Origin of the sequence: Psychrobacillus sp. FSL K6-1415 (assembly GCF_038003185.1) — a bacterium.
Classification (GTDB): Bacteria; Bacillota; Bacilli; order Bacillales_A; family Planococcaceae; genus Psychrobacillus; species Psychrobacillus psychrodurans.
Map to the genome: position 1 here is coordinate 931,485 of NZ_JBBOOQ010000001.1, position 25,717 is coordinate 957,201.

At 35.5% G+C, this 25,717-nt stretch carries 21 protein-coding genes and 2 pseudogenes; 18 read left to right on the forward strand and 5 right to left on the reverse strand.

All coding sequences use genetic code 11. The features are described from left to right. Positions 1-604 precede the first annotated feature (604 nt). Complete coding sequence (locus MKY60_RS04375; protein ID WP_340928791.1) at positions 605-4,492, forward strand: S8 family serine peptidase; 3,888 nt, start codon at positions 605-607, stop codon at positions 4,490-4,492. A gap of 401 nt (positions 4,493-4,893) precedes the next feature. On the opposite strand, the gene MKY60_RS04380 is transcribed toward MKY60_RS04375, so the two are convergent. Continuing rightward, a complete protein-coding gene (locus tag MKY60_RS04380; RefSeq protein WP_340928793.1) occupies positions 4,894-5,829 on the reverse strand; it encodes a putative bifunctional diguanylate cyclase/phosphodiesterase in 936 nt (311 codons plus the stop codon). 93 nt (positions 5,830-5,922) lie between these two features. Here MKY60_RS04380 and MKY60_RS04385 point away from each other — a divergent pair, with 93 nt between their 5' ends. Further along, positions 5,923-6,960: a helix-turn-helix domain-containing protein gene (locus MKY60_RS04385; RefSeq protein ID WP_093494045.1), complete on the forward strand. Its 1,038-nt coding sequence runs from the start codon at positions 5,923-5,925 to the stop codon at positions 6,958-6,960. A gap of 334 nt (positions 6,961-7,294) precedes the next feature. Then, positions 7,295-7,957, forward strand: coding sequence for a ribonuclease H family protein (locus tag MKY60_RS04390; protein ID WP_340928795.1), 663 nt, complete (start codon positions 7,295-7,297; stop codon positions 7,955-7,957). Positions 7,958-8,055: 98 nt separating this feature from the next. Here MKY60_RS04390 and MKY60_RS04395 read toward each other — a convergent pair whose 3' ends face one another. Beyond that, positions 8,056-8,457 carry a hypothetical protein gene (locus tag MKY60_RS04395; protein WP_090565310.1) on the reverse strand — a complete coding sequence of 134 codons (402 nt, stop codon included), beginning with the start codon at positions 8,455-8,457 and terminating at the stop codon, positions 8,056-8,058. A 162-nt stretch (positions 8,458-8,619) separates the two neighbouring features. Between MKY60_RS04395 and MKY60_RS04400 the strand changes: the two genes are divergently transcribed. The 4 genes from MKY60_RS04400 to MKY60_RS04415 all read left to right on the forward strand — a co-directional run bounded on the left by MKY60_RS04400 (position 8,620) and on the right by MKY60_RS04415 (position 12,318). Beyond that, positions 8,620-9,099 (forward strand): metal-dependent hydrolase, encoded by a 480-nt coding sequence (locus tag MKY60_RS04400; protein ID WP_340928797.1) that lies wholly within the window; start codon positions 8,620-8,622, stop codon positions 9,097-9,099. A gap of 225 nt (positions 9,100-9,324) precedes the next feature. After that, positions 9,325-10,218, forward strand: a complete 894-nt coding sequence (locus tag MKY60_RS04405; RefSeq protein WP_340928798.1) for an NAD-dependent epimerase/dehydratase family protein — start codon at positions 9,325-9,327, stop codon at positions 10,216-10,218. Positions 10,219-10,314: 96 nt separating this feature from the next. Continuing rightward, positions 10,315-11,016, forward strand: coding sequence for a gamma-glutamyl-gamma-aminobutyrate hydrolase family protein (locus MKY60_RS04410; RefSeq protein ID WP_093494054.1), 702 nt, complete (start codon positions 10,315-10,317; stop codon positions 11,014-11,016). 270 nt (positions 11,017-11,286) lie between these two features. Further along, the gene (locus MKY60_RS04415; protein ID WP_093494056.1) at positions 11,287-12,318 is read left to right on the forward strand and encodes a M23 family metallopeptidase; all 1,032 of its coding nucleotides are present in this window, start codon (positions 11,287-11,289) and stop codon (positions 12,316-12,318) included. A 166-nt stretch (positions 12,319-12,484) separates the two neighbouring features. Here MKY60_RS04415 and MKY60_RS04420 read toward each other — a convergent pair whose 3' ends face one another. Next, on the reverse strand, positions 12,485-12,820 hold the full coding sequence (locus MKY60_RS04420; RefSeq protein ID WP_093494059.1) for a DUF5658 family protein: 336 nt from the start codon (positions 12,818-12,820) through the stop codon (positions 12,485-12,487). A gap of 117 nt (positions 12,821-12,937) precedes the next feature. Here MKY60_RS04420 and MKY60_RS04425 point away from each other — a divergent pair, with 117 nt between their 5' ends. After that, positions 12,938-13,603: a Dph6-related ATP pyrophosphatase gene (locus tag MKY60_RS04425; protein WP_340928800.1), complete on the forward strand. Its 666-nt coding sequence runs from the start codon at positions 12,938-12,940 to the stop codon at positions 13,601-13,603. Between the two features lie 79 nt (positions 13,604-13,682). Next, on the forward strand, positions 13,683-14,147 hold the full coding sequence (locus tag MKY60_RS04430; protein WP_090565297.1) for a divergent PAP2 family protein: 465 nt from the start codon (positions 13,683-13,685) through the stop codon (positions 14,145-14,147). A 258-nt stretch (positions 14,148-14,405) separates the two neighbouring features. On the opposite strand, the gene MKY60_RS04435 is transcribed toward MKY60_RS04430, so the two are convergent. Both MKY60_RS04435 and MKY60_RS04440 read right to left on the reverse strand, forming a co-directional pair. Next, positions 14,406-14,879, reverse strand: coding sequence for a YusW family protein (locus MKY60_RS04435; RefSeq protein WP_340928801.1), 474 nt, complete (start codon positions 14,877-14,879; stop codon positions 14,406-14,408). Between the two features lie 69 nt (positions 14,880-14,948). Beyond that, positions 14,949-15,455 carry a YusW family protein gene (locus MKY60_RS04440; protein ID WP_241595386.1) on the reverse strand — a complete coding sequence of 169 codons (507 nt, stop codon included), beginning with the start codon at positions 15,453-15,455 and terminating at the stop codon, positions 14,949-14,951. Positions 15,456-15,616: 161 nt separating this feature from the next. Here MKY60_RS04440 and ytxJ point away from each other — a divergent pair, with 161 nt between their 5' ends. The 9 genes and pseudogenes from ytxJ to MKY60_RS04485 all read left to right on the forward strand — a co-directional run bounded on the left by ytxJ (position 15,617) and on the right by MKY60_RS04485 (position 25,621). Further along, on the forward strand, positions 15,617-15,949 hold the full coding sequence (gene ytxJ, locus MKY60_RS04445; RefSeq protein WP_340879171.1) for a bacillithiol system redox-active protein YtxJ: 333 nt from the start codon (positions 15,617-15,619) through the stop codon (positions 15,947-15,949). 23 nt (positions 15,950-15,972) lie between these two features. Next, the gene (locus MKY60_RS04450; protein WP_340879172.1) at positions 15,973-16,788 is read left to right on the forward strand and encodes an STAS domain-containing protein; all 816 of its coding nucleotides are present in this window, start codon (positions 15,973-15,975) and stop codon (positions 16,786-16,788) included. A 132-nt stretch (positions 16,789-16,920) separates the two neighbouring features. Next, on the forward strand, positions 16,921-18,672 hold the full coding sequence (locus MKY60_RS04455) for a mechanosensitive ion channel (RefSeq protein WP_340879173.1): 1,752 nt from the start codon (positions 16,921-16,923) through the stop codon (positions 18,670-18,672). 207 nt (positions 18,673-18,879) lie between these two features. Then, the gene (locus MKY60_RS04460) at positions 18,880-20,373 is read left to right on the forward strand and encodes a class I adenylate-forming enzyme family protein (protein ID WP_340928803.1); all 1,494 of its coding nucleotides are present in this window, start codon (positions 18,880-18,882) and stop codon (positions 20,371-20,373) included. Positions 20,374-21,276: 903 nt separating this feature from the next. Then, positions 21,277-21,983 (forward strand): annotated as a pseudogene (locus tag MKY60_RS04465) (response regulator transcription factor). Beyond that, positions 21,980-23,017, forward strand: a complete 1,038-nt coding sequence (locus MKY60_RS04470) for a sensor histidine kinase (protein ID WP_340928806.1) — start codon at positions 21,980-21,982, stop codon at positions 23,015-23,017. The pseudogene MKY60_RS04465 and the gene MKY60_RS04470 overlap by 4 nt, the downstream one beginning before the upstream one ends. A 76-nt stretch (positions 23,018-23,093) precedes the next feature. Continuing rightward, the gene (locus tag MKY60_RS04475) at positions 23,094-24,014 is read left to right on the forward strand and encodes an ABC transporter ATP-binding protein (protein WP_340928808.1); all 921 of its coding nucleotides are present in this window, start codon (positions 23,094-23,096) and stop codon (positions 24,012-24,014) included. Then, a complete protein-coding gene (locus MKY60_RS04480; protein WP_340928809.1) occupies positions 24,007-24,744 on the forward strand; it encodes an ABC transporter permease in 738 nt (245 codons plus the stop codon). The genes MKY60_RS04475 and MKY60_RS04480 overlap by 8 nt, the downstream gene beginning before the upstream one ends. A gap of 62 nt (positions 24,745-24,806) precedes the next feature. Continuing rightward, a pseudogene (locus MKY60_RS04485) lies at positions 24,807-25,621 on the forward strand (undecaprenyl-diphosphate phosphatase). Positions 25,622-25,717: the final 96 nt, after the last annotated feature.

Genomic DNA, 25,717 nt, shown 5'->3' on the forward strand with positions numbered 1-25,717 from the left:
TCGCCGCCTTCCACTGCAATCAATATAACGTGTACTCAAAGTTAATATAGTAATAAAACCGTCTGTTGATTAAGGGATCTGTAATGAAGGATGAAAAGTTGATATTCTTTTACACTAGAGGAAATAAAGAAAAATAGATAGTGTTCACTATAGCGATCGAAATTGTATCTTCGGGCGCTTCTATTTGATTAGAAAAGCATCTTTTCTCCAGTTATCCAGAAACGTACTTTCCTGTTTATAAGAGTTATAGAAGGACGATAACGTTAGATTGATAATAAGATAACGAAACGACTGTCTAAACTCTTCGTAAACGATTCTTAGCAAAAAATTGTGAGTTTTACAATACTAATTCAACTATAGTTTTAAAAGTAGGTTTATAGTTGTAATGATTTTTCATACACCCTATATATTAGAAGTATAAACTACTAAAATGCGTATTTTGATCAGGTTCAAAAGTTGCGCATTTTTTTAGTTTACTAATACTATTTATCAATTTTTCTTAATTTTTAGAAATTTCGATATTCGTATTAGTTTACTTGTGATAAGTTGGTAGTGTCACACTTTATTGGTAAGTGTGAAATTAAAGACAAAGGGGAAATGAGATTTGAAGAAGTTTAAGTTTATGAAGTTCTTTAGTAGTATTCTAGCTTTGATGATGGTACTTTCTTTATTGGTTCCATTCTCGCAAGCAAGTGCTGAAGAAACGAAACCGTTCAAGCAGAATACTCAAAGCGAAAGTACGATTCAACTGAAGGCGGCTATTGCTGAGCAATTGAGCTTGTCTAAAGATGGTCCAACCCTTCACGAAAGTTTACAAAATGTATCGGGCAATCAAGATGTTGCAGTAATAGTACATTTATCCGAAAAACCAGTGGCACTAGAACAAGGGATAAGCCAGGTTAAAGGCAATAAATTCTCTAATGCTCGAGCAAATCAGGTTCGTGGCAATGTAAAAGCGCAACAAACAAAAGTAAAAAAAGAGCTAACTGCTAAAAAGGTTCAGATTAAGCAAGGATACACGTTTGATACTGTATTAAACGGATTTGCTGCAACTGTAAAAGCAGATGATATTCCTAAACTACTTACGGTTGAAGGGATTACATTAATCGAACCAGATACTACTGTTCATGCTTCAGAAATTAATACCACGAAATCATCAGAACTTAAAAAAGATGAAACATTAGAAGCTCAAATGAATACAAGTATATCATTCCTAGGTATTGAACAACTTTGGGCCGAAGGAATTGAAGGTCAAGGAATTAAAGTAGCGGTTCTGGATACCGGTATCGATGCTGATCACCCTGAATTTGCTGGAATATATAAAGGCGGGAAGAATTTCATACCGAACTCATCCACTTATACGAGAACTCGAGCAGATGATGATGCATCAGAAACCTCTCCTGTAGAACGTCCAGCGGGAACACCAGAATTTAATGCAAACGGTAGTGCTTTCTATACATCTCATGGCACGCATGTGGCGGGGACAATCGCAGCAATCGGGGCGAATGAATACGGTATTAAAGGAATTGCACCTAAAGTGGACCTATACGCTTACCGTGTACTTGGCGCATATGGAAGTGGTTCTACTTCTGGTATCGTCAAAGCAATTGAAACAGCTGTATTAGAAGAAATGGATGTTATCAATCTATCACTTGGTGGTGGAGCTAACTCTGAAACGGATGCAGGTTCATTTGCTATTAACAATGCAATGATTGCTGGAACAATTGGGGTAGTTGCAACTGGTAACTCGGGTCCTAATCGTGGAACAATGGGTACCCCTGCTACAGCTCGTTTAGGGATTGCTGTTGGTAATACTACAAATCCCGAAACAATGTATAACGGGGAAGTTAACGTTACAGTTGGTGGATACAACTTAACAAAACAACTAGGGTTGATGGGTACAACTTTTGGACAAGATTTAGCTACACAACTTCAAGGTGAGTTTGACTTAGTTGCCGTACCTGGAAATGGAGAAGTAGCAGATTTTGAAGGAATTGATGTAGAAGGAAAAGTTGCTTTGATCTCCCGTGGTAGTATCGCATTTGTCGATAAAATTGCAAATGCAAAGGCTAATGGGGCAGTGGCTACTATTATTCATAACTTTGCTGGTGGTTCAAATGCACCGAATGCATCAGGCACTTTCCTTGGTGATTCATTTGCTTTCCTTCCGACTTTTGATATGTCTCAAACTGACGGAGAAGCAATTCGTGCAGCATTGGCAGAGGGAACAGGAAAGGTTAGTTTTGGTAATTTTGCTTCCACGAAAACACTTGGAGACGATGTGAATGATTCTAGTTCACGAGGACCATCTACTCCAAACTTTGATATTAAACCAGATGTAAGTGCACCTGGTACAAATATAATGTCTACCATTCCTATGTACAAAGCAGATTTCCCTGAAGTTGTTTACGATGAAGCGTTTGATCGTAAAACAGGAACTTCGATGGCTACACCGCATATTGCAGGTATTGTAGCACTTGTGAAACAAGCTAATCCATCTTGGAATGCATTTGATGTGAAAGTAGCACTTTCAAATACGGCAAAAATACTGAACACTGCAAAATATGATGTATTCTCACAAGGTGCTGGTCGTGTAAACGCATATGCAGCAGCACATCCAGAAATTCTTGCTTATGCATTAGATACTGCTGTATTAGATGCTAATGGTGCTATTGTGGATAATTTGAAAGGAACAGTTACTTTCGGTCCACAATCACTGGAAGAAAATCTTGAAGTAACAAAACAAATTAAAGTAAAAGATATTAAAGGTAATGGTGGCGAATATAATGTTACAGTTGATGTCACAAAATCATTCGGTGATGCACAGGTAACGGTTGACCAGCCTACATTCAATTTAGCTGGTGAGCAAGTTTTAAATGTAACTTTAACAGCTTCAGCAACAACTACAACACCTGGGGATGAAATACTTGGCTACATTCACGTTCAAGGTGAAGGTTCTAAAATTTCATTGCCATTTGCTGCAGATTTTGGTGGAGCTGAAGCGACGGAACTGAGAGATTACAAGATTACAGAAACAGATTTGTCATTTAATGGCGATGGTGTGAAAGATTCTGCTGTTCTATCATTCACATTAACTGGGGACGTAACTACTAACTATATCGAGCTTTGGGATATTATGAATCCAGAGGGTGGAGAATATGGAGACGGTTATATTGGTTATTTGCACGCAGGTTCGGCACTTGGTGCTGGGTCCTATAACCTGAATATTGCAGGGCAGTATAAACCTTGGAGCAGTGAACCAGCTACAACTATTCCAGATGGTTTATACACAATTGACTTCACTGGTGTAGCTGCATCAGGAACCGTCCAAGATTATGTTGGACCAATTGTCGTGAAAACTACTAAACCAGAAATTACTGGAGCAGTTGCAGAAGGTGTTGCGACTGGTCAAGTTACAGACAAGTATATCGAATACAATGAAGAATTATATTTATATGGCCTAGACTATAATTTAAATGAAAAGTTAAATGCTTCATATATTGCTACAGTCAACGGTGAAGCATCGGCAGCAGTTGAGTTTGATTTGAACCAAGACGGTAGCTTCTCATTCCCAGTTACAGCTGAAACAGAAGCTGTAAAAGTAGTTATTAAAGACGCAGCAGGAAATGTTGGCGAATCATTAATTTACGAAAAAGAAGCTCAAGAAGTAACACTTTCTGTTGATCCAACTGAGCTAGTGTTAACATCTGGCAAAACAGCACAACTTACGGTAACAGAAACTTCAAAACCTGTAGAAGGTGATGCTACTCAGGAAGATGTAACTTCAGAAGCTACTTATGTTGTCACAGACGACAGCATCGCAACAGTAACAAATGGATTAGTTACTGCAGTGGGAGAAGGCACGACTACAATTACTGTGTCATATGGTGAAAATGATGTAACTGTAAATGTAACGGTAAAATCGCAGGATCCAGAAGTAACACTTTCTGTTAACCCAACAGAACTAGCTGTTATAAAAGGTGAAACTTCTCAACTAGCGGTTACAGAAACGTCAACACTTGCTAATGGTGATGCATCAGAGAAAGATGTAACTTCAGAAGCTAAATATGTTGTAGCAGACGAAAGCATCGCAACAGTAACAAATGGATTAGTCACTGCGAAAGCAGAAGGATCGACGACGATCACTATTTCATATGGTGGAAATGAGGTAACCGTAAAAGTTACGGTTAAAGCACCTGATGTTGTCAATCCAATAGTAACACTAACTATTGACCAAAATCAGGTCGAAACAAGACCTGGTAAAGAAGTTAAAGTTACCATTAAAGAAGTAACTACTGTTGATAACAAATCGACAGAAAAGGACGTTACAAAACTAGCATCTTACAATGTTGATAAAAATAATGTAGCATCTGTAAAATCTGGCGTCGTGAAAGGTAAAGGACCTGGCCAAACAACTGTTACTGTAACATATGGTGAGCATACGCTGACTTTTGACGTAACTGTTGTAAAACCTGGGAAAGGGAATAAATAGTGTCCCTGAGTAGGGAACATTTCTGAAAATAGACTACAATTAACCATTCGATTCGATAGAAATATCGAATCGAATGGTTTTATATTTGTTTACATAGAGAAATAGAAGCAGCAGATACACCAAAATGGGCTACTTCTAATAGTAGTTTTCAATTATTTTTCCACCCCACCTGTCTTGGGTGAAATAAATAATTGCATATAGTTAATTGGATTATAGGCATTGGAGTATGGTTTCGTGAAAGAGGAATTCTTTTCATAAAGTTAATCCATTTCAATGAAGACTAGAGTGTTAAAGCACACTGTGAGATGAAAGAAGAGACATTTATAAACTCGTTTATTCCAAAGGCATGAGAAACTTGTGTTGGCAATTATGAAATTAAAGATTTTCCCTTTGTAGATTTTTTAACGACTAGGAACTATGCTCTGCTTTTTCAATAATTCGGCAAATTGATTTGCAGGCAACGGTTTAGAATATAGATATCCTTGTACAGTGTTGCAATTATAGTCTTGTAATACCTGCAATTGCTCCATAGTTTCAACTCCTTCTGCGATTACATCCATTTTTAAATGGTTCGATAATTGAATGATCATATGTACAATAAAGTTTGCATCCTCTTGTTTTGAAAGACTTAAATCCTGTATAAACGAACGATCAATTTTTAATATATCGATTTTCCCATTAAAATGATGCAGATGGGATAAAGAAGAATAACCAGTTCCGAAATCGTCGAGTGCTATTTTGATTCCTATATTTTTTAACTCATCTAATAGAGAGAAAACCGTTTCTTCGTTTTTTAAAATAGAAGTTTCTGTAATTTCAATTTCTAAATATTGAGATTCAAGCTGAGTTTCTTTCAGGGTTTCCTGAATACTGATGACTAAATCTTTCTCCATAAATCGGGATGCCGATAAGTTGATAGAAACCGGAATAGCAGGTAACATAGCATCCTGCCACGCTTTGTTTTGTGCACAAGCGCTTTTTTTTACCCATCTGCCAATTGTATTAATAAAACCCGTTTTTTCTGCTAATGGAATAAAATCCTTAGGAAGGATTAACCCTAATTTTGGGTGATTCCATCTGATCAGTGCCTCTGCTCCAATTATTAAACCCTTCTTTGTGTCTACTTTAGGTTGATAATACAATTCAAATTGGTTTTTATCTATTGCATATATAAGGTCCAAATCCAGTGCAGTCTGAGAGGATGCAAATGCTTTATTGCAATCAGTTCCTTCAATGTCATTAAGATCTGAAATGATATTTTTTTGATGATTATTTTTAGTATCTGCGCTATTCTTATGTAATGAAGAGTATATATCAAGATTTGCTGTAGGCTGCATTGGTTAGTCTCCTTATATAATGGTTTTGATAAGAGAAGTCCAATAAAACTATATATGGAAAATAATTTTATTGGACTTTTATTGGATTAATTAATGAAAGGTAAATCGAAGGTAGTAATAGGTTGCTTAATTGATTTAGCAACTTCACTGCTTCCGTTTGGATATAGAGCTACTGCTAATACAATTAATAAGATAATTGATAATTTTTTCATGTTTTTACCGTCCTTTTCTATAATATGGGGTGATATTTTGGAAATGAAATATTTAGGCTTAGAAATAAGTAAACTTAGAGCTGAAATGGGGATGTCCCAAAAAGAGCTCGCAAAAGATATTTGTACACAATCGACGATTAGTCGCATTGAAGCTGGGGAAGTATATCCAGCAATAGATACTTTATTGAAGATAGCTTTAAAACTCCAAGTCCCAGTAGAGTATTTTATTGAAATGCTGTTTCATAAAAATGTTCTGGAAAGTGAGGGATTAATAAGTGAGATTGAGTACCACTTAAAAGAACATAACTATAAAAGAGTAATTTCAATAATTAATAGTAATGAGATAGATAACGACAACATCTGGTTAAACTTATACCTCGACTATATTTTAAGTACCGCAAAGTACTATTTGAAAATGATTTCACCAGAAAAGTGTATAGAAAATTTAAAAGCTATTTTAAATTACTCAAATCCAACTACAATTCAATTTAGATTTTTGCAAATTAAAGTTAATAATACTATCGCCAATGTTTATGGTGAAAATGGTGAAAGTCAAAAATGTCTATATCATTTTAATAAAATATTAAAAGAGCATATTCACAAAAATTATAGTGATTATAAAATAAATAGAACTCTAATAACTGTTTTATTTAATAAATGTAAAATCTTATATGACATTAAAGACTATGATGCTGCACTTGAAGCTGCAAACCAAGGAATTCAAAAATCTAAGGAAAGTTCTTTTATGTTCTTAAATGGCCAGTTCTTGTATTACAAAGGCCAATGCTTAGAAAAGAAAGCTGCTCCTATAGCTGAAATCAAAGAAGTGTATCAACAAGCTCTGTTTTTCTTCGAATTTCAAGAATTACCTTTTTATATTCAAGCGATTAATCAAAATAAAAAACAATTTTTACAGTAGACTGGGAGTCTTGTTTCAATTTTCATAGAGTTTCTATTGATAGAATAAATCCAATTCTATAATTAAGAAATATACTCAATCATTACTTATTGTTTATTTTAATAAAGAGTACTTATTGCTTAATTATTTGATGTATTAAATACTTTTTGCATTTCTAATATACTAGATTTATTGAAAGAAATATGTAGGATATGCATAAATGGATATTTTCTTAAGAGGTCGAAAACTATTTTCGACCTCTATTTTTTATATTATGGTTTTTTGGATTGCAGTAGAAGTGTCATAATGTGATATACAATGGAAATACTAATACCTATCGAAGGAGGAATGCTTGATGAAGGTGCGAATTGAGTGGGTTTACAAAACGCCGAGAGGAGCGGAGATGGATTTCTTTTCAGAGGAAGTACCTGCTGCTCAAGCGCTATTGTTTGTGGAAGATATAGAGCGTACTGGGAGATTAAAGACGGTGACCTTTGTTGACCGTTTCGATAGTTCATGGACAGTAAAGGAATTGAAGGGGTATTTGATGGGTATTGAAACGGAGCCGCATAATGTGGTAGTGTATTTCGATGGCGGATATGATCGCGAAACGAAAAGTTCTGGGCTTGGCTGTGTTATTTATTATGAGCAGAATGGAAAGGCATATCGATTAAGACGAAATGCTGCCGCGACAGGTTTGGAGTCGAATAATGAAGCAGAATATGCAGCAATGCATTTAGGTTTACAGGAATTGAATTTACTAGGCGTTCATCATTTGCCTGTTCGATTTATAGGTGATTCACAGGTAGTGATCAATCATTTGAACGGCGAATGGCCTGTAATCGAGAGGGATTTAACTGGGTGGGCCGACCGAATTGAAGCCAAATTAAAAGATTTCGGTATTCAGGCTGAGTATGAGCTTGTGCCGAGAAAGATTAATGGAGAAGCAGATCGCTTAGCGACACAGGCTTTGAATGGTATTGAGATTAAGGCTGTAATTGAGTTGGTAGAGGATTAGGTTTACTTTTTTATTTATTTAATTTCCTACCTACATATTGAAAACACCATTGCCTGTGGGGGCAATGGTGTTTTTACTTTGCTCTATATTCATAATTTCTATAAATGTGCTGCATTTTCTTGTTTTGCTGGTGAATCGTTGTTGTCTTCCGGTAAAGATTCTACTTTTTTAGCTAATTTTTTCTGTTGAGATTTCGGGAAAGCTTGTTTTGCTTCTGCCTTTGAGTTAGCATCTTGTACATTTTCATTATAATATTGAACGCTTGTCATGGCACCCTCTTCAACCATACGATTGTCATCTGGATCATTCGGATCTGAGAAGCCCGTCTTTGTCATTTGACTTGGTTTTGTGTTTTTAGCAGATACCATAGAGTCAATCTTCGTTTTAGAATTTTTTACTGCAGTTTTTAATTGTGCTTTATTGTTTTTACTTGTGAAATATACTGCTGCAAGTGCTGTAGCTGCTCCTATTAACATAGATCTTTTATTTCCGTTTGCCATAATCATCACTCCCTTTCTCTATATATACCCATTTCTTTTCAAGCTCAATCCTTTTTTATCTGTACTTTTTTTGATTGTTTTAACAGTACATATGCCCGATAACTTTCTTACTAAAAATAGGATAAAATAATAGTCGACTTACAAGAAGAAGGAGAAAAAAGCATGACAGGAAACACACACATCATTGGCGGTCTTGCAGCAAGTCTTGCTTTTGCTCAAGTTTCAAACTACGAGCCCGTCCTATTAGTCGGCGCTGGCGTGGTAGGAGCAATTATACCTGATATTTGCCATGGAGGCAGTAAAATTGGTCGTAAATTTAAGGTGCTATCAAACTTGATCAATACCATCTTCGGACACCGTTCTTTCACGCATAGTTTACTGTTTTTAGTATTAATGGCCGTCCTTTTGAATACTTTTATTGATAATGATTCAATCATCCTAGGAATTTTAATTGGTATGGCGAGTCACTACATATTAGATATGGCGACGAAAAACGGTATCAAGTTACTATACCCACTAAAGATTACCGTTCGATTTCCCGTCACAACCAGAACTGGTGGCACAGTTGAGTACCTCGTATTTGCAGTATTATCACTACTAACCGTCTATTTCGGCTATGGTGTATTCGGAAATTATTTTTAACAAAAAAGCTACTCTTAAGAGTGGCTTTTTTTGTTAGAAAAGTTGTTTTTTATAATAATAAGCCGTATCAGTTAGTATAATAAAACGAATTTTTCCATGGAACTTATAATTGTTTTAGATTTCTTAAGTTAATAGAATTTATAGAAAACTCGCAATATATAATTGACGATTTAGTAATAGAAGTGGGATAGTTAAGAAAGATGTACAAATAAGGGGGCTATAAATATGAGGAAAGCATTGGTGTTAGGCGGAACAAGGTTTTTTGGAGTACAGCTAGTCGAATCATTATTGGAGCAAGGGTTTGATGTAACAATTGCTTCACGAGGGAATGTGCAGGATCCTTTTAAAGATAAAGTGAGTCGTATAAAGTTCGACCGCCTAGATGTTAGCAATATGCAGAAGAATTTTGTAGATACCGAATGGGATATCGTGTTCGATCAAATATGTTACTCCTCCCAGGAAGCGATAGATGCAATAGACGTTTTTAAAGGGAAAACGAAAAAGTATGTATTCACATCTTCTAAATCTGTCTATGAATCAGTTAGCACAGGTAAAGGATTTACTGAAGAGGATTTCAATCCATTTGAATACAGTTTAAATGTAGGCTCAAAAGAAGACTTTTCCTACGGTGAAGGAAAAAGACAAGCTGAAACAGCATTTTTTGGACGTTCACCTTTTCCTGTCGTAGCAGTAAGATTTCCAATTGTAATTGGACTTAATGATTATACAGAGAGATTAAATTACTATATTCGAAAAGTAAGAGATCTTGAGGATGTGCATTTCGTCAACCTAGAGGCTGCTATGGATTTTATATCAGAGGAGGAGGCTGGTGATTTCTTAGCATGGGTTGGCCAATCTGATTTTGAAGGTCCTATTAATGCGACTTCCAATGGTTACGTGAGAATGGGAGAACTGCTTGAATATATTGAAGAAAAAGTTGAGAAGCATGCGAATATTGTTACAACGACCGATGAAGAGAGCGGATCACCTTACAATATTTCAGAAACTTGGTTGATTAGCAATGAAAAAGCAAAGTCTCTAGGTTATGAATTTAAAGATTTGAAGGAGTACTTGCCTGGGCTAATAGGTGAGGCATTAGCTAAAATGGATGTAAATTAGGCACAACAATTAGTTTGGTGCAATAAATTAAAATATGTTTTTATAAAAAGCATATATTCTAAATAACAGAAAGTTTTACCAGGGGGAGTGATCTGAGTGAGAGCTATTATTGGTGTTTCGTCAAACATTAAAGAAGATTTGCTATCAGTTCCGTTGAGTAATGTTCGTGCAATCACGCAGTTCGGAGGTGTTCCAGTTGTGCTGCCGAATTTAGAGATGGATGGTATAGAGGAAATAGCAAGTACAATCGATGGGCTGTTATTAACTGGTGGTGGAGATATTGATCCCACGTTGTTTGGTGAAGAGCCACTGCCTGGATTGGGTAATATTGTGCCGGAGCGAGACCGGTTTGAAGTAGCACTTATTCAAAAGATGTTGAAATTGAATAAGCCAATTTTAGGGATATGTCGTGGTGCACAGATTATGAGTATTGCGATGGGTGGGGATATGTATCAGGATATTTATTCACAAAGAGATGGTTCATTATTACAGCATGATCAGCAGGCTCCAAATTGGCATGGTTCTCATTTTGTTGAAGTGACAGAAGGATCTTTGTTAAGTAAAATTGTTGGAGTGGATAAATTTAAGGTGAATAGCTATCATCATCAAGCACTTCGAAATATGCCAGATGGTTTTATCGTCAGTGGTGTTGCAAGTGATGGTGTAATTGAATCTTTTGAAAGCACATATCACACATTTGTTATGGGGGTTCAGTGGCATCCAGAGAGCTTAATAAGTAAAAATGATACCAGTTCGCTTGCGATATTTGAGGCATTTATAAATGAGTGTAAGAAATAAAGTTAGACAGAGAACAAGTTTTTAAAGGTTTTCTGTCGAGTTCCAGGGTTTGTCAGAGGCAAAGAGAATGTAAACGGAAACGAAGCTTCGGGTGATTGCTCATCGATCACTCCTGTGTAAAGCGTCAGCCTAAAACATATTAGGAACATTGGATCCCTGATAGCTTATGCTTTAAAACGACTGTTTAATTGCAGTCGTTTTTATTATTCTCTTTTTTACTTAAAAAATGTAATTCATGAATTGTTTTTTCTGGGGAAAGCTATTTGAATCATGAATAAGGAGGTATTGGCTTTGAGTAGCTGGCTGAGGCGAGGTTTTTATGCATGTGTGCTTTCATTTCTGATTTCAACGAGTGTTTCAGCAGCGGAGAAGGAACCAACGCGGGAGCAGATTTTGGAAATGCGCATGGATTACTATATAAAGTATTCGAGTGAAATGCTACCGTGGTATTACTTGGCGGCAATTGACCAATATGAACGAAATCTACAAGAGGTTCGAAGTGATCTTCCGAAACGAGATGGTGTTGTGGCGTTTCAATTTTCCACTGACTTTTGGGTTGGTTTATTGAATCCAATTAGAGATGACCGCGATCTTATATCAATAACTTTCTTTGATGGAAAAGGTCTTGATGGGAATAATGATGGTTTCGCTGATCTTAAACAGGATGAAGATGTGATGTATACTCTAACTAATTACTTGAATGAACGTGTGGTAACTGAGGAAGATTTTGAAAAGTCCTTGAAGGAATATTATATTCGAGATGAAGCAGTTAAACAGATCATAACAAATGCTAAAATTTATAAGCATTATAATACGGTAGACCTTGATGGACGTGCATTTCCACTGGCTCTTCAGCATAATTACAGTTACCGTAGTACTTGGGGCGACAGACGCGGTTGGGGCGGTCGTCGTATGCATGAAGGGACCGATTTATTCGCTTCCTATGGTGTACCAGTGAAGTCAACAACTTATGGAATTGTAGAAACGAAGGGCTGGAATGATTACGGCGGCTGGCGTGTTGGGATTCGTGATGTAAATAATACCTATCATTATTACGCCCACTTGTCGGGTTATACGAAGGAGTTAAAAGAAGGCGATATTTTGGAACCAGGTACGGTCATTGGCTATGTTGGTAGCTCAGGATACGGTCGTGAAGGAACCTCGGGTAAATTCCCGCCACATCTGCATTACGGAATGTATAAATTTAACGGTCGCACGGAGTGGGCTTACGACCCTTTTCCATTATTGAAGCGTTGGGAACAGCAGGAAAGGAATGCTAAAAAGAATCCAGCAGCGAGTTAGTTGCTGGATTTACATATCGAGAAAGTGAAACTTCTATCAATGTTTAATTCATCCCTCAAATAAAACATTCAGGCTTCAACGAGTCTCACTTATTCTTTGTTGCTTGGGTTAACTAATGAAGGTGACAATCATAAGACGTTTAGGACGTAGTAAATCGACCAGACCGTTAAAGCCCGATAAAAGCAAGAGTAATCCAAAATAAATGAAGCATGAGCACACCTACATAGAGGGAAATTGCTATATTTAATAAAATCAGTATGAATGGTTTCGATTCCAACTTGGATACAATTCCGATTAATAAAACCGGTAGAGCTATTTTTATAAAATAAAAGCCTGCAACATTAACATTATATATAGTATTCATAATCGGATTGGATTCTGTAATAAGATGATTTTGAATTCCAAAATCGGTAAAAAGAGCATCGAAAGTCGCAAGTAGTAACAGGATAATGCCCATATTAATCAGTTTATTTCGAGGTGAAGTAGAAGAAATTGATTGCAAAGTGATATAATCCTCTTTCCTGTTTTTCTATTAGTATGTGATGGAAGTGGAGGAATATATTCTTGTATTTATAAAAATAGATTACAATGAAACTAGTTAAGAGAGGATGTGCCAAGATTGAAAGATATTCCATTTATATGTTCTTGGAGTGGTGGGAAGGATTCTGCAATGGCTTATTACCGTGCAATGAAAATGGCGATGAAACCAAAAAGGTTACTGACAATGTTTGAAGAGAATGGAGGAATTTCTAAATCTCATGCACTTCCCCTTGAAGTGGTGAGGGCTCAAGCAGAAAGTTTAGGGGTGCCATTGTTCATTAAAGAAGCAAGTTGGAATTCCTATGAGAGTCAATTTATAGATGCAATGGATCAGTGCAGAGCTCAAGGAATTACACATGGTGTATTTGGAGATATTGATCTTGAGGGTCACTTAGAATGGGTACAAAAGACGTGTGAGAAATCGGGTATTGTTGCTGTGCATCCATTGTGGCAGGAGCCACGTCGAAGAATTATTGAGGAGTTGTTAGACGTAGGTTTTGAGGCTTGGATTGTAGTTGTTAACACTTCTATGATGCCAGCAGAGTTTGTTGGGAGAAAATTTTCGAAAGATTTAATAGTAGAACTAGAAGCTTTAGAGATTGATGCTTGTGGGGAAAATGGAGAATTTCATACGGTCGTTGTGGACGGTCCAATTTTTTCTAAAAGGGTTCCAGTTAAAATTGGAGAAGCTATCGTAAGAGGTGATTATATTTTCTCGCCAGTATCTATCGAAGGAAAAAGTTAAACCTTTTTGATTATTAGTACTGAAAAAGGGTATCGTAAAGAAGGAAATATATATAATTTTGAAATGGTGGAGAATACAAATGACGAAAATGAATAGAGGAATTATTACTGCGCTTTCGGCAATTGGATTAGCACAAGGCTTGAAGGTTTTAACGCATAAAAAGCTAACGGGTAACTGGGATTTAAAGCAGGCATTTACAACAGGAGGAATGCCAAGCTCTCATTCAGCGGGTGTAGCGGCTTTGGCATCTTATGTCGCAACAAATAAAGGTGCTCGTCATACGGAAACTGCTCTAGCGGTTGTTTTCGGTGTAATAGTGATGTATGATGCACAGGGAATTCGTAGACATACAGGTGAGATTGCTCAATTAGTAAATGACTTGGAAGATAATATTGTGGCGCTATCTGGTAATTTTCCTAGCTTTGAATATGTTCAACGCGAAGGAGAGTTAAAAGAACTTCTGGGTCATCAACCGGTAGAAGTAATGGCTGGTGCGCTATTAGGAACTGCTTTTGGAGTTTTGTGTGCTAAATTAGAAGATTAATCAATTGTTATATTCAAAAGCTAGGTTAGATAGGAATTCTAACCTGGCTTTGTTCTTCTAAAAGGTAAGATAATCCATTAGGTGATTGGAAAAAGCATTTCTAGGTTCTTGTTCAGAGAGAATCGGGCGTCTTTTGCCCGGTTTTCTTAAAAAATAAAAAAGTTAATCAATTTCATAAAAGTATATTAAATAGTGAAACCCGAACAACGCTGCGTAGGTTTCTTTTGAGAGGGGCTAGCCTCTTAAAATCGGTTTAACTTATTGGTTTTCGTCGTTATAAGTTTTAATCTCCCCATCTGGATACTCGATTTCTAAATCAAACTTCGTATACTCATCTACTTCAAATGCCGATACTACTCTTTGGATTATTTCTTCATTACTCATTACTTTCATTGGTTGTAGTTCTAAGAAAATTGGTTGGAGCACAGCATAGGCAGCATCCCCTTGTAAACTGGTAGCGGCATGCATATTACTATATATTGCTTCCTTTGATTCGACATTGTATTGAGCCACTATACCATCTGTATTATCAGGTGTATCGATGTGAAGGTCAAAGTTAGTGAAGCTATATTCATTTTTGGGATTCTCATCTACTAGATTATCCTCTTCTGGATTAACTATTGTACCATTAGGAACATTCTCTTCTGTTTCGTCATTATTGTTGCCACCACATGCTCCTAAAGTTAGTGCTGTGGTTAATATTATAGTGCTAAGTATTTTAGACGTTTTCAAGATGATGACTCCTTTCATAGCGTAATAAAAATAAAACCAAGTTAGAAAGTCCAACTTGGTTAAATGTATTTATTTTTTATTTTTATTATCTGTATAGGTTTTAACTTCTTTTTCATCATCATAAGCAATCTCTAATTTCAAGTTTGTATATTCCTCCACACCAAAAGCAAGTGTGACTCTTTGAATAACATCTTCATCGGCCATATCTTTGTTTAGTTGTAGTTCACCAAGAACAGATTTAAGAAGTTCATTAGCTTCTTCTCCCTCTATGTTCGCAGAATCTTTTTCATTAGTGTAAAGAGAGTCTTTTGGTTCTGCGGTATATTGTGCAACCACCGCATCTTTTGCATCGGCAGTATCAATGTGTAGATTAAACGACTGGAATGCTACTTCTTTTGGTTCTTCTGGAGTTTCTACAGTTGTGTCCTCTTTTGCTGTTTCTTCTTCTTGTTTTTGTACTTCGGTTTCATTGAGTTCGTTTTCTTCTACTTCATCATTGTTGTCTCCACAAGCTCCTAAAAGTAATGCCGAAGTTAGAAATGTTGAAGTTAGTACTTTAAATTTTGTGGTTTTCATCTAGTTGGCTCCTTTCGAGGTGTTCAAACCTACTGTATTATATAACCCAAAATAGATGCCTTAAACATTTTAGTATATTTATTAATTGAAGTTATAAATGATTATGATTAGTATTATGGGGTAAAGAAACATATCGTTCTAATAAGGAGGAGTATGATTGAATGGAGAATTATACGGAACTTACATCTGTTGACCAATGGAAGCAAGTTTTGGAACGGTCAAGTGAAAAACCAGTACTAGTGTTCAAGCATAGTACAACCTGTCCCGTAAGTGCTCATGCGTATGGAGAGTTCAGTTCGTTTGAAAAACAGATGGACCGCTATTTGGTGAAGGTGATAGAGCACCGTTCTGTATCCAATGAAATAGCTATGGATCTGGGAATTCAACATCAATCTCCTCAAGCATTTGTGATAGCAAATGGAGAAGCAGTGTGGAATGCATCGCACTGGAAAATTACTAAAAAGACATTAGATACGGTAATAGCAACTTTATAAAGATTGGGGATTAGAGCAAAGGAATGGAACCTATACAAAAAGTAAGCAATTATTTAGTGGATAATGCAGAGACGATTATACGGGATATTACCGATACAGCACTGGAAAACTTGAGTATTAAATTAACGCAGGAAGAGCTTGAACATGCTATACAAAAAAACGTACAGTTTTTGGTATTGCTGTCTGAATCCCTGCAAGATTCTAAAGAGTCAGCTGAAGAAGTACTGAAAGAGTGGAGTAAGCAGAACGGGGAAGCAGAAGCGAGGTTGTTTCATCAATTTTCTGCAGTTATAAAACCTTATGCAATTAATCGGTTGTTATTTTTGCAAAAAATATCTCAAATTTCAATGGAACATGGGTTAACTACAGAAGATGTTGTTAAAGTAAATAATAGATTCTGTTATTTAATGGATGTAAGTATGTCAGAAACTATTCAAGCGTATGAAATGTATCGTGATAAATTAATGAAGGATCATCAGCGGGAAATTAATGAGCTATCTGCACCAATTGTACCTATTCAAGACGGGGTAGCAGTTTTACCGTTAATAGGTGCTATTGATTATACTCGTGTTCAACATTTGTTAAATTATGTAGTTCCTAGCATTCCTAGTTTAAAGGTTGACCATCTGATTATCGACTTTAGTGGTATTTTAGCAATAGATACGGAAATAGCTCAGCATATATTCACGATTCACAATGTGCTTGGACTATTAGGGATTCATGTGTTATTCTCTGGAATTCGTCCTAATTTATCGATGACAGTAGTTAAAGCGGGAATTGATTTTACTTCTTTTGATACATATGGAAGTGTAAAACATGCGATAGATAGTTTAAAATAATTGATTTTAGTTAATCCAATCCTTTCACTTGTGGGATTGGATTTTTTAGTATACCTGTTTAATTTTTCTGCTTGAGGGGTAACTGAATTATGTGAACAACATAAATAAGGTTGAATAGAAGGAGGAAAAAGTATGCTAGATCGCTATTATTGGAATGATACATTATCATATTTACCTGAGTTAATCGTAGCAATACTTGTACTTGTTATTGGATTTATCGTCGCAAAAGTATTGGAAAATGCTACTCACAAGTTATTGAGAAAGTTTCGGGTAAATGAACGTTTAGGAAACACGAAGTCCAAATGGACCGTAGAGAAGATTATTAGTAAAGTTGTATTTGTTATTGTGTTGATTTTAGCATTAGTATTATTCTTTAATATTTTAAATTTGAATACGATGGCAACACCATTTGTTTCGATGTATTCAGGATTGACTGGAGCTTTCTTGAACATATTGAAGGCTGCTTTGATATTATTATTTGCATGGGTTTTGGCTACTGTTGTGAAAAAAGGTATTCAAATGGCTGGATCGAAACTCAACTTAAATAAATACTCGGCGAAGGCAGGAATTGACGCAAAACCTGAAAACCAAGCTAAGTGGACGGAAACTACAGCGAAAGTTGCATATTATTTAATATTCTTGTTATTTATTCCCGCTGTATTGAATGCATTAGGAATTAACGGATTAAGTGGGCCATTTGAAGGGATGCTTGCAAGCTTTTTCAACTTTATACCGAAGTTAATATCAGCTGGAATTGTATTTGCAATTGGTTTGTTTGTTGCGAAACTAGTTCGAAACATAATAGAAAAGTTATTACAATCTGCTGGAGCAGATAGACTGGCGGATAAATGGAAACTATCTTCTTTCGTTGAAGGTACTAGTTTATCGAAAATTGTTGGTATTATTGCATTTGTTTTAATAATGATTCCAGTATCGATTACAGCACTAGAGATTCTAGATTTAGAAGGTATTTCTGGCCCGGCAATTGCAATGTTGAATGATGTTATGACCATGCTTCCGAAGATTTTCGTAGCAATTGTTCTTGTACTAGTTGGTATTGTTGCTGCCAAATGGGTTAAGGATGTAGTTGTATCCCTACTAGAAAAATTAGGTGTGAATTCAATTTTTGGAAAAATGGGATTCAAATCTGTTAGTGGAGGAGCACCATCGTTTGCTATATTACTAGGGACGATTGTACAAGTTATTATTATCTTGCTATTTGTAGTGGAAGCACTTCAACTATTAGAATTAGACTTTATGGTAACGTTGGCGACTGGTATCTTTACTTATTTGCCTTCTGTAATTGCAGCAATAATTATTTTAGCTGTAGGATTCTGGTTAGCTAGTTTAGTAGAAAAAATAGTTGGCAACGTGATGACGCATTCATCAGGAACACCGCACTTCCTTCGTTATGTAGCAAAATATGCTATTTTAGCATTTGCGTTTTTCATGGCATTAGATCAATTAGGTATTGCTGCTTCAATTATTAACGCAGCATTCATCCTTATTCTTGGAGGAGTGGCATTGGCATTCGGACTTGCATTTGGACTTGGTGGTCGAGAGCATGCTACAAAGTATTTAACGAAAATGGAAAAAAGCTTAGATGATGCAGAAGTATCTAAAGAGAAATATCAACAAGAAAAGGAATCGATGAAAGAATCATTTAAAGAAAATTATCAAGACCCTACAAAAACAGAGCAAAGTTTAAAAGGAGCAAGTCCTCATATGGATGAAATGAGTTCTATTAGAGAAGCGAATGTAAATGAAGTAAATCCTGCACATGAGGAAGATTCACCTAGCACAGGATATAATATTCCATCGACGGATGATCTTCACCCGTTCGAGGACTTACCACCGATTGACAAAAGAAAAGAAGAACAATAATAAATTGCTTCAGCGAGAAATAATCTCGCTGGAGTTTTTTTCTGAGAAAAGAACGTTTTTGCCCGATCATATATCTATCCGCACTCTTATTGATTACCACAGAAATTAGTTATGATTTCTCTACTATTTATGTATAATAGTATTAAAGTTTTAATATTCAGTAATTTATGAATATTAAAATAGAGTGACTATAAAAGGGGGAATAGAATGTTAGTAGCAGAGAGGTTAGCATATTTAGCAAAAGAACAACCTACGAAAATAATTACTTCTTTTAAAGGTAGGGAGACAAGCTACGAAGATATGTTCGAACAGGCTAAACGTCTTGCAGGATATTTTCAATCGAAAGGGTATAAACAAGAGGATATCATAGCAGTTTATATGATAAACTCAGATTATTTTTTGACGTGTTATTATGCATGTCAGCTAGGTGGTTTTACGATATTACCGATAAATACAAAGTTAACTGCAGCAGAAGTTAACTATATATTTAGCCACTCAGAAGCAAAGGCATTAATATATGATACTCGTTTACAAACAATATTAGACGATATTCCAGAAACAATGAATTGTTTTGATAATCTTCTATGTTTAGGAGAAGAAGATACGCTACTCACCGTATTAAATGATGAAAGTTTATTATTTGATGAAATTAAAATAGATGAAAATACTACTACTGTTATCTTCTATACATCTGGTACGACAGGTAAGCCAAAAGGGGTTATGCTATCGGCAGCTAATGTTCGAGCAACTGCGAAGCTATATGTTGAGGCACTTGAACTAAATTCAACGGATCGCATGCAAATTGTAGCTCCTCTTTTTCATTGTGCAGCAAGTCATGTGTTTAGCATTCCAGTTATTTACGCTGGTGGAACTGTTGTTATTGAAGAGGGATTTTCTCCGGAACAAACGATGGACACATTGGAACAAGAGAAAATCACCGTTTTCTTTGGTGTACCAGCAATGTATAGTATTTTGTTGAATAGCTCCAAAATGGAAACGCTAAGGTTATCTAATTTAAGACTATTTACGTATGGTGCGTCTCCCATGCCGTTTGAGTTAATCCGTAAAATAAAAATAATGTTCCCAGAAGTGAAAGTCCAGAATATATATGGACAAACAGAAAACTCCCCAGCTGCAACGACATTAAAGGACCATTATGCACTTGTTAAAGTAGGTTCCGTTGGAGAACCAGTTCCAGGAACAGAGATTCAAGTAGTCAATGAACATGGCAAAGCTCTCCCTTCTGGCCAAGTAGGAGAAATTGTTGTGAAGGGCCCTCAGTTAATGAAAGGGTATTTGAAAAACGAGGAAGCAACACGTCAGGCAATTAGAAATGGATGGTTATATACCGGTGATTTAGGCCGAATGGACGAGGATGGACTATTGTATATTGTGGATCGAAAGAAAGATATGATTATACGCGGTGGAGAAAATGTCTTCCCAGTTGAAGTAGAAGAAGTTCTTTATAAGATACCTGAAGTATTAGAAGCTGCAGTAATTGGAGTTCCACATAGTATTTACGGAGAGGTTCCTAAAGCTTTTGTCGTCTTAAAAGATGGAAAACAATTAACTCAAGACGAGGTTTTAAGTACATGTTCGAAAAAATTGGCAAAATATAAACTACCAGTTGAAGTTGAATTTATAGAGGTTTTACCTCGAAATGCAAGTGGGAAAGTACTAAAGACTGTATTACGAAACTAACTAAGAGGCTGGAACAGAACCCCAAAACAGCATTTTTCTCTGTGAGAAAAATGCTGTTTTTTTGCTGTGCACAAAATTGATTTCCATTCCAGGGACGCTTTCCACGGGCGTCACGCTATTCCCGTAGGAGCTTATTTATGTGCAATTTATTTTCTGTGAAACAACATATATAAGTTTTTCTTAATTTATTAATAAATCAAAATTATTTTAATAGGAATTTAATAGGGAATTGATATAATTAATGGTTTAAGAATTCATATTTATAATTTTTATTCAATAGTTGTTGAACCATAGGAGGTATTTATATTAATTATGAGACAAATGACAGAAAAGGATAAATTGGAAAATAAGATAATCAGAGTTATATTTAATGTAATCTATATCGTGTTAATCTTGGGGACTATAAAGTTTTTCTTCGATAAAAACTCTTTGAACAACAACTTCGGGTGGTTATTACTGCTAGCTTTTTGGATGTTTAGAGGAGTTCACCAGATGATGTTGGAATAATGGGACAGTAATAAAATAAGTGCGATAATAAATTTGTCACTTGCAATATTAGCGTTAGTTTGTCTGATTTATAGTGGTTCCCAGCAACTTTTTTTCTTTTTAAATTACAATAAGACTTTTATTATTGATTTTTTAATTAAATTCTTGCTGTTCTGATTATCAAGTGGATTTTAACAGCGCGAGCTGAAAGCCCGCAGCAAAGACATTGGCCAAACTTTGTTTGACCGATGTCTTTGCGACGAGTAACCGCAGGAGCATATGTTTTCGTAGTGACGAGGAGATTGAAGCCGTGCCCGCGGAAAGCGTCCGCCTAGAGCGGAAATCAGCTTTGTTCAGATTTAACTATATAAAATTCTTTATGAAATTGATTAAATTATATAAGAAATAGGTGAAAATATGGAAGATATTCGAGTACTGTTAGCAGACGATGACAAAGATATTCGAGATTTGCTGAAAAAATATCTAGAAAGAGAATTGTATAGAGTAGATGTAGCAGCAAACGGAGAAGAAGCCCTTGCTTTATTTGATATAAATACATATAACTTAATCATCTTAGATTTAATGATGCCAAAAATTGATGGTATAGAGGTATGCAGAAGACTAAGAATTCAAACGAATGTGCCGATACTTATGCTCACAGCAAAGGATCACGAAGTTGATAAAATTTTAGGTTTAAGCATAGGAGCAGATGATTATATTACAAAGCCTTTTAGTATTAATGAAGTGATCGCAAGAATTAAGGCTCTTATGAGGAGATATCTAAATTAGGTATCAGTGGCAATTCCCATGACAAAAATCTCATTAGTTTTAAAGGTTTAAACATTGATTTTAAAAAATACACAGTTACTGTAGCTGGAGAAGAAATATCTTTAACTGCAATGGAGTTTGACCTACTGAAGTTTCTTGCTTCTCATCCAGAGCAAGTATTTACCAAAACACAACTATTTCGCAATGTTTGGGACAAAAATTATATAGAAGATGACAATACAGTGATGGTTCATATTAGGAAACTTAGAAAGAAAATAGAAATGGATCCCTCTAACCCACAATTTATTCAAACTGTATGGGGTATTGGATATAAGTTTATAGGTGAAAAAATATGAAACATGACAAATATTTACTGCTAACTATCCTACAATTTATAGTGATTATTGGACTCTTATTAATTGATCTCAATGATCAATTAATAGGACTGTTCAAAGGGACATTATTCATTTTACTATTTTCTTTAACGTTCATTCATTTAATATTAAGGTTTCGCTCTAGAGCTAGACTAAAACATATGATAGTAGAGTTAAGACGTGCAATTAAAGGGAACTTTAAGACAAGATTATTAGCACAGGACAATTCCTTATTTGATGAAGTAGTTTTTTCTGTTAATGAACTAATTGAACAACTAGAAAAAGTTCAAATCCAGTCAATTAAATCCCAAACTGCTAGAAGAAGCCTTCTCTCTAGTATTTCTCATGATATTCGAACTCCCCTTACCTCAATTATTGGATATATTGATGCCCTCCAAGATGATATAGCAACTTCAGAAAAAGAAAAACAGGAGTACCTTATGATTGTTTCTAAGAAAGCAGATAGTTTAAAACAATTGATCGATGAAATATTTGATATGGCAAAGCTTGATGCAGATGAAATCTCATTGAAAGTAGAATCCCTGGATTTAGCTGAAATAGCTAGAGAATTGTTAATTGAGTTTTTACCTAAAGTGAAGAATGATCATACAGAGCTACATATTAGTATCCCTGAAACAAAATGCTATGTCATAGCAGATCGTCTAAGCCTTATGCGAGTCATTCGTAATATAATTCAAAACGCATTGGAACATGGAAAAGTCGGGAAAACATTAGGGATAGAGCTTATAGAAAAAGCAAATGAGTATCAACTGCTTATCTGGGATCAAGGACCAGGTATACCAAAAGAGAACCTTGAATTTGTATTCGAAAGAATGTATAGAGGGGATCTATCTAGGACTCTTATTAGTGCGGGAAGTGGGCTAGGACTTGCTATCGCTAAAGCACTAGTAGAAAAAAACCAAGGAGAAATATGGGTTGAAAGTATTCCATGGCAAAAAACTACGTTTGGCTTTTCGATTCCTAGACAAAACAACTCGAACACATTTAAGAAATAGTTAAGAAATAGATAAGAAGCGTTTAAATATTCCTACTTATAATGTAACTAGGATTACAGAAAGAAGGTGTTACAAAATGAGTACGATTATCAAAACCACTAATCTAACGAAGGTATATGGCAACCAAACATCAGTAGATCATTTGAGTATGAGTGTGAAGCAAGGGGAGATATATGGCTTTTTAGGACGAAATGGTGCAGGGAAAACGACAACAATTAGAATGTTATTAGGATTAATCAAACCAACCAATGGGGAAATCGAAATATTCGGAGAAAATTTGTTTAAAAACCAAAAGGAGATTTTAAGAAGGATCGGTTCCATGGTTGAAGTGCCTGGGTTTTACGAAAACCTTACAGCAAAAGAAAACTTACTAATTAATTCCAAAATCATGGGGATTTATAAGAAAAATGCAATTGAAGAAGCATTAGAAATTGTTGGACTTCAGGATGAAACGAAAAAGTTAGTAGGGAAATATTCTTTAGGAATGAAGCAAAGATTGGGGATTGCAAGAGCTCTTGTCCATTATCCAGAAGTCTTAATATTAGATGAACCTACCAACGGGTTGGATCCTATTGGTATTAAGGAAATGAGACGCCTAATTAAATCTCTGGCTGAAGAAAGAAATATAACCATATTAATTTCAAGTCATATTTTATCAGAAATAGAGCAATTGGCAGATACGATGGGGATTATTCATGGAGGGAAGCTCTTAGAAGAGGTCACATTTGATGATCTTAGAAAAAGAAACCGTAGATATATAGAGTTTCAAGTATCTAACGACAATAAAGCAGTGATGCTCCTAGAGAAGCACTTTAATATTTATGATTATGAAGCTCATGATGATGGTAATATCCGCGTTTATTCTTACTTAGGACAACAAGGAAAAATGAACAAATTATTTGTACAAAACGATATTGAAGTATTTAAGATTACGATGAGCGAAGACAAATTAGAAGACTATTTTACAAATTTAGTTGGGGGTGGCACGATTGGTTAATCTTTTATATACAGAACTTTTAAAGCTAAAACGCTCTAAGATGTTTTTAATTAGTATTCTAGGATCAGTGGTAGCCCCCTTTATGGTGGTAGTAGCATCCTATGTCCATATGAAGACTGAAAATCCAGCTCAACTAATTACATTTGATGAAATTTTTTATGAAACTAATTTGTATACTGTATTAATAATAGGTGTTCCTTTATATGGAGTGATTACTGCTTATCTATTTGGTCGTGAATATTTGGAAGACACGTTGAAAAATCTTTTAACCATTCCAGTGTCACGAATAAGCTATATAATGAGTAAATTAGTCATCTTATTTATGTGGATTATGCTATTGTCGTTAGTTTCTTGGGGATTAACATTGCTTTTAGGGATATTAGGGCAGTTCGAAGGTCTAAGTACCTTATTGATAGTTGAATACCTAGGGAGATTTATTACAGGGGGAATACTTGTTTTTATTCTATCTACCCCCATTGTACTTATAGCAGTTGTGATGAAGAATTATGTGCCAACAATTATTCTAACAATCGTAATAACCATGATTAACGTAATGAGTGGAAATTCGGAACATAGGGCGCTATTTCCATGGGCAGCAGCAGGAGATATCGCAAATGGTACTCTTCAACCGACATACCCAGCGGAAATATCTTATACCATTATTTTTATTACATCTATCATTGGTTTTATCTCCGCTATCGTCTACTTTAAAAAGGTGGATATCCATTGAAAAATGAATACATGAAATCTTAATGCATTGATCTAAAAATGAAAATTTATTGGGAGGCCAAAATGGGAGAAGTAGATATTTTATTAATAATCAAAATGATTATTATTGGACTAGTTCAAGGCTTTACAGAACCAATTCCCGTGTCGTCTAGTGGGCATGTAATGATTGCTAGTGAAATTTTGGGACTAGGTGAACAAGGATTTACTTTTGCTATATTAACAAATACAGCTTCACTATTTGCCATACTTTTCATTTACAAAAAAGATATCGTAAGACTTGCGGTAAATTCAATTCTATATTTGAAAACGAAAAAATCTAGTTATAAGGACGACTATCGTTTTGTTTTCTTTATAATCATTGGTACAATTCCAGCGGGTGTTCTTGGGGTTTTATTAAGTGATTATATTGCTGAAAGTGTTAGCATGACAACGATTGCGGTTATGCTCTTCGTAACTGGGATTGCCTTGTGGTTGATTCGCAACATTAAAGTAATAAAGGCGAGGGTGATATTAAAATTAAGGATGCTTTCCTTGTAGGATTAGGGCAGGCTGTTGCATTAACACCAGGGATTAGTCGTTCAGGTGCAACTATTATTTCTTCGATTGCTGTTGGAATGAAACAAGATACTGCACTTCGATTTTCATTTATGCTGTATATTCCTATTAGCCTCGGGGGGGTTATATTAGGATTTTCTGATTTTCTAAATGAACCGAATAAAGCAGAATTAGCAATTCCGTATTTAGCGGCGTTTATAGCAACACTTTTAATGACCTATTTTGCGATGAAGTGGTTTATGGGAATTATGAAAAATGGAAAGCTTGTTTATTTTACCTATTATTGTTTCTTCGTAGGAGTATTGCTACTAATTTTCTTTTAATGGATATAAATTGTTTTTCTCTGTTGCTATATTAGAAACGGTGTAAGTATCAACCATTAACTAAATATACCTAAATAAAAATAGCTTTCGGGGGAA

Coding starts and splice junctions, on each gene's coding strand:
- MKY60_RS04415 (WP_093494056.1), top strand. CDS start 11,287: ATGAATAAGGAGGTATTGGCTTTGAGTAGCTGGCTGAGGCGAGGTTTT.
- MKY60_RS04405 (WP_340928798.1), top strand. CDS start 9,325: ATGAGGAAAGCATTGGTGTTAGGCGGAACAAGGTTTTTTGGAGTACAG.
- MKY60_RS04395 (WP_090565310.1), bottom strand. CDS start 8,457: ATGGCAAACGGAAATAAAAGATCTATGTTAATAGGAGCAGCTACAGCA.
- MKY60_RS04385 (WP_093494045.1), top strand. CDS start 5,923: ATGAAAGGTAAATCGAAGGTAGTAATAGGTTGCTTAATTGATTTAGCA.
- MKY60_RS04460 (WP_340928803.1), top strand. CDS start 18,880: ATGTTAGTAGCAGAGAGGTTAGCATATTTAGCAAAAGAACAACCTACG.
- MKY60_RS04470 (WP_340928806.1), top strand. CDS start 21,980: ATGAAACATGACAAATATTTACTGCTAACTATCCTACAATTTATAGTG.
- MKY60_RS04450 (WP_340879172.1), top strand. CDS start 15,973: ATGGAACCTATACAAAAAGTAAGCAATTATTTAGTGGATAATGCAGAG.
- MKY60_RS04380 (WP_340928793.1), bottom strand. CDS start 5,829: ATGCAGCCTACAGCAAATCTTGATATATACTCTTCATTACATAAGAAT.
- MKY60_RS04475 (WP_340928808.1), top strand. CDS start 23,094: ATGAGTACGATTATCAAAACCACTAATCTAACGAAGGTATATGGCAAC.
- MKY60_RS04400 (WP_340928797.1), top strand. CDS start 8,620: ATGACAGGAAACACACACATCATTGGCGGTCTTGCAGCAAGTCTTGCT.
- MKY60_RS04455 (WP_340879173.1), top strand. CDS start 16,921: ATGCTAGATCGCTATTATTGGAATGATACATTATCATATTTACCTGAG.
- MKY60_RS04440 (WP_241595386.1), bottom strand. CDS start 15,455: ATGAAAACCACAAAATTTAAAGTACTAACTTCAACATTTCTAACTTCG.
- MKY60_RS04390 (WP_340928795.1), top strand. CDS start 7,295: ATGAAGGTGCGAATTGAGTGGGTTTACAAAACGCCGAGAGGAGCGGAG.
- MKY60_RS04430 (WP_090565297.1), top strand. CDS start 13,683: ATGACGAAAATGAATAGAGGAATTATTACTGCGCTTTCGGCAATTGGA.
- ytxJ (WP_340879171.1), top strand. CDS start 15,617: ATGGAGAATTATACGGAACTTACATCTGTTGACCAATGGAAGCAAGTT.